Source organism: Dictyobacter arantiisoli (genome assembly GCF_008326305.1).
Classification (GTDB): Bacteria; Chloroflexota; Ktedonobacteria; order Ktedonobacterales; family Ktedonobacteraceae; genus Dictyobacter; species Dictyobacter arantiisoli.
Window position 1 is genome coordinate 54,213 of record NZ_BIXY01000038.1, and the last position, 6,891, is coordinate 61,103.

At 47.4% G+C, this 6,891-nt stretch carries 4 protein-coding genes; all 4 read right to left on the bottom strand.

Annotated elements, in window-relative coordinates; all coding sequences use genetic code 11:
* Nucleotides 1-8: 8 nt before the first annotated feature.
* Nucleotides 9-440 (bottom strand): response regulator, encoded by a 432-nt coding sequence (locus F1593_RS13855; RefSeq protein ID WP_149402167.1) that lies wholly within the window; start codon nt 438-440, stop codon nt 9-11.
* Nucleotides 440-1,843, bottom strand: coding sequence for a DUF4388 domain-containing protein (locus F1593_RS13860; RefSeq protein ID WP_149402168.1), 1,404 nt, complete (start codon nt 1,841-1,843; stop codon nt 440-442). The genes F1593_RS13855 and F1593_RS13860 overlap by 1 nt, the downstream gene beginning before the upstream one ends.
* A gap of 796 nt (nt 1,844-2,639) precedes the next feature.
* Nucleotides 2,640-3,365 (bottom strand): response regulator transcription factor, encoded by a 726-nt coding sequence (locus F1593_RS13865; protein ID WP_149402169.1) that lies wholly within the window; start codon nt 3,363-3,365, stop codon nt 2,640-2,642.
* 113 nt (nt 3,366-3,478) lie between these two features.
* Nucleotides 3,479-6,154 (bottom strand): sensor histidine kinase, encoded by a 2,676-nt coding sequence (locus F1593_RS13870; protein WP_149402170.1) that lies wholly within the window; start codon nt 6,152-6,154, stop codon nt 3,479-3,481.
* Nucleotides 6,155-6,891: the final 737 nt, after the last annotated feature.

Here is a 6,891-nt window from a genome sequence, read left to right on the forward strand (position 1 = left end):
ACTGGGGATTAGCCACGATAGCGTAAGCGCGGGCGAGCCCCTTCTTGCTGTGATGGGGCACGTTCTTGCCAATTTGCAAGATGTTTCTTGACTGTTTGCACGAGTTCAGCCGAGTCAAACGGTTTGGTAAGATACTCTGTAGATCCCGCTAAGCGGCCTCGCATCTTGTCAAACAAGCCATCCTTCCCACTCAGCATAATAATGGGAATTTGCCGAAACTGCAAGTGTTTGCGTATTATCTGGCAAATTTGGTACCCATCCATCCTGGGAAGTTGGATATCTAACAGGATTAAAGCAGGCATTTCATCGGCGACAGAGGTCAATGCACTCAGGCCATCTCCAACGGTAACCACTTTAATATGCTCTCTTTGTAATGTCATTTGGACGATTTTCCGGACTGTCGGGCTATCATCCACGACCAGCACAATGGGTTCTGCCATTAGATTGACCTCCTTCGTGTATCTGGCGACCACATATCCCCGGTAGCACCAGCGGGATTTTGCCAGTTTTGTACTATGCCAAGTGATGAGGGTTGAATGTTTTCACGTCCTCGAGATGTCTGCGTGTTCCGATGCGCCCGATAAATTTGATATTGTTGGATTTCATGATCGATTTCGGAGAGAAATATACGCCAGGCAACATTGAGTTGCCGACCGACATGAGAATTGCCCACCTCATCGCGCAGCAGTTCTGTAAAAACCATGCGCATAAAGGCAACTAATCCCTTAACGGCATCCCAATAGAATTCTTCGAGTTGCTCACCTTTGACAACTTTATTTAACGTGAGTATATCATTACAATCGAGTTGCCCATAGTGGAATGAGGTGGTCTCTAAAATAGGAAATTGATGCTGAGCCAGGGCTTGTAGTTGCGGCACAAAACGGCGCTCAAGATAACGGGCAATTTCCATAGAAGGAATCTTCCCACGACCACGCAAACTCCGCGCATAGGAGCCATGATGAGCCAGAAGATCGTTGATACAGGCCGATAGTGTGTTGATTAAACCTAACAAATGTTGTTCTGGATTTGAGTTCTGATGTTGCTGCGCCAACAAATACTGACTCTTGATAATAATATTAGAGAGATTGCCCTGAAGTTCCGTTTCAAGCGTTGTATCAACAACCTCGATTAAGTTCAGCTCCAATAAACGTGCCATCACGCGTGCGATACGCGCCTCAGGAGACATTAAAGCCAGGGCAACTGCCTGCATGGTCAATTCCCCATTGGCAAGACAGAGTACTTCGATACCTTCTTGATTAAGGCCCAGGTTGCGCACATCATTACTGACCTCTGGCTGCCAACGCGCCACTGTGGTCCGTGTTAGATGCGTTACTCCCTCGCCCATGATTTCTTCCCATTCGTCCGCCTGCCGCAAAGCCTCCAGTAGCACTGAATCAACATCCAATGGCTGCATCTTGCTTTCCAGGGGTATAACCTGTCGATGAAATGCAAAACGCCCATTTACCCAGCGTAGGGCATGGCTGATCGCCTGTGTAACCTGAAATTCAAGGCGACGTTGCATCTCATTCGGATTCATCATACCACGCTCAACGAGCAGGGCGAGAGACATCTGAAAGTCACCACGCGCCAGATCGTGAATATGCTGTGCGCGCGAAGGATCTAATCTATTTAACAGGCAGAGCATCCCCAGAATATCAGGTTGGGATACACCATCCTCATGTAATCCTACAATTTGCCCTTTGCGCAGGCTAATAGAAAGCGTTTCTGGTCCTGATGTTACAAATAACTTTCCAGTTTTTCCACTCAGGGCAAGCATTTTTAGAATAGATTGGAGACCTAGCGTCTGTAGATCTCCATCCATGATGCGGTCTTGCTGCTCCATTCTTCTTCCAGTTCCTTTACCAGACTAGCTTGCGCTTGTTTTGTTCTATGCATGGCAAGCGGTCTTGTCGCAGGCATGGGCGATCTTTCATCCTTGAAATCGCTTGCCTACATGCTAGCAAAAAACGCCTGTTCAACAATCAATGTATAGAACAGCTTTTTTTGCTTAGAATGACATATGAGTGGCTTAGAGGGCACCCCGGCACGTCCACACGCTCATTTCAAGATAAGCAAAGAGTGAGCGCAACAAACGGAGAGCGCATCACACGATACCATTCATCCACAATACAAAGACCCGTTCATTTACCACATACACATATCTATTATTATCTCAAAAAAATGTTCACCTTTTAGCATCATAGGTAAAAGGTCTCCCCTATAACAACCAACCAAACAACCACCCCCCTACCATCTGTGCATGGAACGTCAAGCATATTCTGCTACTGTGCCATGAAGCACATGCTTTCTGGCCTATAGATATAACAACGCGCCACCAGCGAGAAATGCAAAAAGGCGCGGAATTGTCATGTTCTCCATCCCCCACAAAGTCACATCCACATCATACATCGAATCGTCTTGTAATACCAGAAGGTACAATGACATACTATAACATAAAAAAGCACGTCTATCGCTATCTGGTACTATCTCAGCCCTGCATTATTCTGCTACTTATCCACACATCCTATTTAACTGGCATAGACGAGTTGGCAAAAAATTTGAAAAATACTCTTTCATAGAGTGTACGCCGAAATGAGTTAGGCCGCTATAAAAAATCACGTCCAGGCATTAAAATTCTATTAAGAATTTTGCGCTTCTCCTTGAGAGCGAAAAACATAGCCAATTCCGGGTTCGGTGACGATATACTGGGGACGTGAAGGTTCGACCTCTACTTTGAGGCGTAATTGCCGCACATACACACGTAAATAATCAGCCTCTTCGCCATATTCTGGTCCCCAGACAGCGCGCAACAACGAGCGATGTGTCATTACTTTACCAGCGTAAAGCATCAGCTGGCGCAACAATTCGAACTCAGTAGGGGTCAGACGCACCTCTTGCGATCCAGCACGTACCTGCCGCCGTACGACATCCATATGCAGATAGCCATCATCACTCGTCAAGACCTCTGGATCGCGTTCGTTAGACATCTCCGTCGCACTTGATCGACGTAAGCAGGCCCGTACCCGTGCTTGCAACTCATCATTGCTAAATGGTTTTGTCAGATAATCATCTGCACCACAGTCAAGCGCCTTAATTTTCTGCTTCTCTTCAGAGACAGCTGAAAGGACAATAATTGGAGTCTGTGTAAATTCGCGCACGTGTACACACACATCTACACCATCCATATCTCCTGGTAAACAAATATCCAGCAACACCAGGTCTGGTTGATGCAGCTTGACCATCTCAACTGCCTGCAAGCCATTTTCAGCGACAAGCACCTCATAGCCACCAAAGGTCAGATTACGCTTCAAAATACGTTGAATAGGCGGTTCATCATCAACAACCAGAATGCGTTTCCCTTTCACTCTCAAAGTGGTCCTCCTCCGCAGGTATTCTGACCTGCTGTCATGAACCCTCACCACAATCCCCACCCTTCAGCTAGCTCCGTGTGGGTGATGCCGCGTTCCCACCATCGGGATCAATCAGCAATTCTTTCTTCTATATGAACAATAGTTTGTGGATTGATTGGCAGTGTAAAGACAAAACACGAGCCGCTCGTTGCTTTTGACTCCTGCGCCCAGATACGTCCTTGATGAGCCTCGACAATCCCTTTACAGGTTGCCAGAGCCAAACCATTGCCATAGGATTGTCGCATCTGAAACGAGGTAAAAATACGTTCTCGCTCCTGCTCTGGGATGCGTACACCTTGATCCATGATTTGAATCTGCAACTGTGGTACATCCTCATCAAGAGTCTGTATCAAGAGGGTTATTTCTGAACCATCTGGACTATGACGGGCAGCATTTTCTACCAGATTAAACAGTACCTGTGCCAAACGCGCATGATCAACATAGACCAGAGGGACCGCCGATGCTATCTGTGGCACTAACCTGCGTGTTGCTAGGGTCCGTTTCAGTTTTGGTAGAATACCATGCAGGATTTCCGTCACGTCACACCACTCGCGTTTAACCTCCATCGCGCCCATCTCAATACGGGATAATTCAATTAACGCATTGACCAGCACAGTCAAATGATCCGCTTCACTATCAATATCGACGAGTGTATCGCGACGATCTGCATCATCCCAGGGCAAATCGGACTCCAGAAGTCCTGTTACGGCGGCTTTAATGGTGGTCAATGGTGTACGCAAATCATGGGAAAACGCTGATAAGAGTGCGGAACGGTTTTTTTCGTCACGCACCTGCTCAGTCACATCTTGTACCTGTAAAGCCACCGCTTCTAACTGTCCTATCTGGGTATAGAGAGGGTAACGGGTAAACTGGTAATGGTGATCGCCGGGCTCTCCCTCGTTGCGAGCCACGGATGCATCTGCTCCCTGCTGCGCGCCCGCCCCAGGTAGACCATCGGCAAGCACACAGCGCACTTCTTGCCGATACATAATACTATCCTGCGTAAACTCTTGTAAGTAGCTACGCACTTCTGCCTCATTGCGCATGCGAAACATAAGTGGTGCGAAAACCTCTTCAATGAATAAGCCGATTCCCTGACCATCCATCATTGATGGCACCAGTAAAGGTGAATAATAATCAGGGGTCAGGACATCCATATTTAACTCGCATAATTGACGAGCAGCAGGATTCATATACAGGCAATTACCATTCAGGTCTATGACAAACCAGGCATCCTTTACCCAGTTGGTCGATTGTTGTAAGTGCGTGATTAAACGGTCCAGCTCACCCAGCATAGCCGCCCGGGTCAAGGCAGACTCAGCAGTTTGAACCAGTAGATTCTGGGTCTCAACAAAAGCCGCCGGCGCATCAAAGGGCTGCTCTTCAAATAATAAAGGAGAGAACCCGGTATGCTCAAGCTCTATAGGAGATCTGTGCAGGCTGAACATGCTTTCATGTTGTATAGCTTCACGAATAGCCTGCAAATCACGCTCATCGGGCGTCAAAAGATGCTTGCTCATCCAATTGATCAGGCTACCAAAGCTAACGCCAAAGGTACGCTGGGTCTCTTCCCGTATGGACTTTAACAGCGCAAGTTCATCGCGCTCCTGCTCGGCTAGCGTCCGTTCAATAGACAGTTGCTGCGACTGCTCAAAACGCTCGATGGATGCCTGAAATCTATGGCGTTGATTGACTGAGGTCAAGAGCATATCATTATGGATGGCAACGGTGGCCTGATTGGCAAAAAGTGCAAGAATATCGGCCTTCAGGGGAGTAAAACCGCCTGCTTCAGTTGAACAGAGAACCAGTGCACCATAGGCAGTCACGCCAGTTGCCAGAGGATAACAATAGAGGGAATGGATGCCCAATTCCGTGGTCAGATTGTGATTATAAAGATAATGCTCATCATTGCCAATGTCGGAGGTAACCAGCGGTTGCCGCCGCTTCAACGTCTGTAGAAAGATACTTTTTTCGCTCATGGCACGGCTCTGCTGCACGATACGCTCCAGCAACGTCCTGTCCAAACCAGATTGGCTCACCAGGCGTAAGGATTGGCCTCGCCGATCTAATAAGACGATAAACGATGAGACATTGAGCGCTTTCGATACTCCTGAAACGATCTGTTCCAAAACGGTGGAGAGATCCATTGTGGAGGTTAAAGCGCTGGTGACATCTTTCAATGCTTGCCGCTGTCGATCCTGAATCGCTGCGTTCCCACCCAGTTGCACGCTTTCAATCGCAGCGGACAATACGCGTACCACTGCATTCACCAGCCGTTGCAAATTACTATCCGCATAGGTATGCATGGCCTTGCTACCCAATTCGAGCGTCCCCAATACCCGATTCTCTACCATCAATGGAGCGATAAGGGTTGAGTGAAGATCATGAAAGGCACTGAGAGCATAACCACTCTCTTCTGGAAGACCATCTAAGCCATCGGGATAATTGTGAACCTGCAAGGAACGCCTCTGCAATACAAGCTCCAGCATATTTTCGTCCAGAGGATGTTGATGTGGATGTGCCATCCAATTCCCATCTTCACGTTGACACACGGTTACTCTGACCGCCTGACGGTCATGGCGCAACAGCACCACACCAAAAATATCAAAGGGAACAGCAGGTTCTAACTCTGCCGCTAAACGGGTATAATCAGGCTTCGCGCCGCGCACACTGGATACAATACGAGCAACGCGTTCAATTATTGCAGACTCTTCCAGAGCAGAGGTGTGTGTTCTCGCTTCCATTGCTTCCTGCCAGGTCTTGCAGACATATTCCTCAATCAAACCTTCATTGGTAAACCAATGTTCATGACAAAGACATATTATCCATTAAGCATGCTGATTTAGGCTTATAAATACTTTAAATCCTTATCACACATATGGATATACTAAGCGCAGAATAAACAAGGCCGCTATTGAATTGCACTCCACAAACAAGCACAACCTAAATATGCCATAAGTCCCTATTTACCTGCAAAATATCTGTTTGCCATTGACACAAAGTATACCACATCAATGCTAGTATGGGTCAATCCTAAACAGGCTCCAAAATCACCGAGCCGAAAAATTTCATCTTCTATTCATTCAGAAGCAATCAGGCCAACAGGAGCTTTAACACAAGAAAGCTTGTGATAGCTATTAACTTTTTTCCCTCTTCTTACAAAGTGTTTGATTCCCATTGTCTTCGCCATCCTGGCGCATGAGTTTTCGCACCAATGGTGCTCAAACAGATTTTTATTATGTGATGTAGAAAAGGTTCTTCGAACCTTTTCTACATCACATAATAAAAAGGGCGCAGGCGCGCCTGCGCCTGCCAGCAGGTATCCCGATGGTGATGGGAATCAAACACTATCTTAGAGAGTGTTTGATTCCCATCACGATGGGTATGCAGGCGCGAGCTTGGTCAAGAGGCGATGGCAGGAGGCGATTCTGATAAACGCCTCCGAACTTTCGGGCAAGCCCTCGTGATCGCGAGAGAGCCG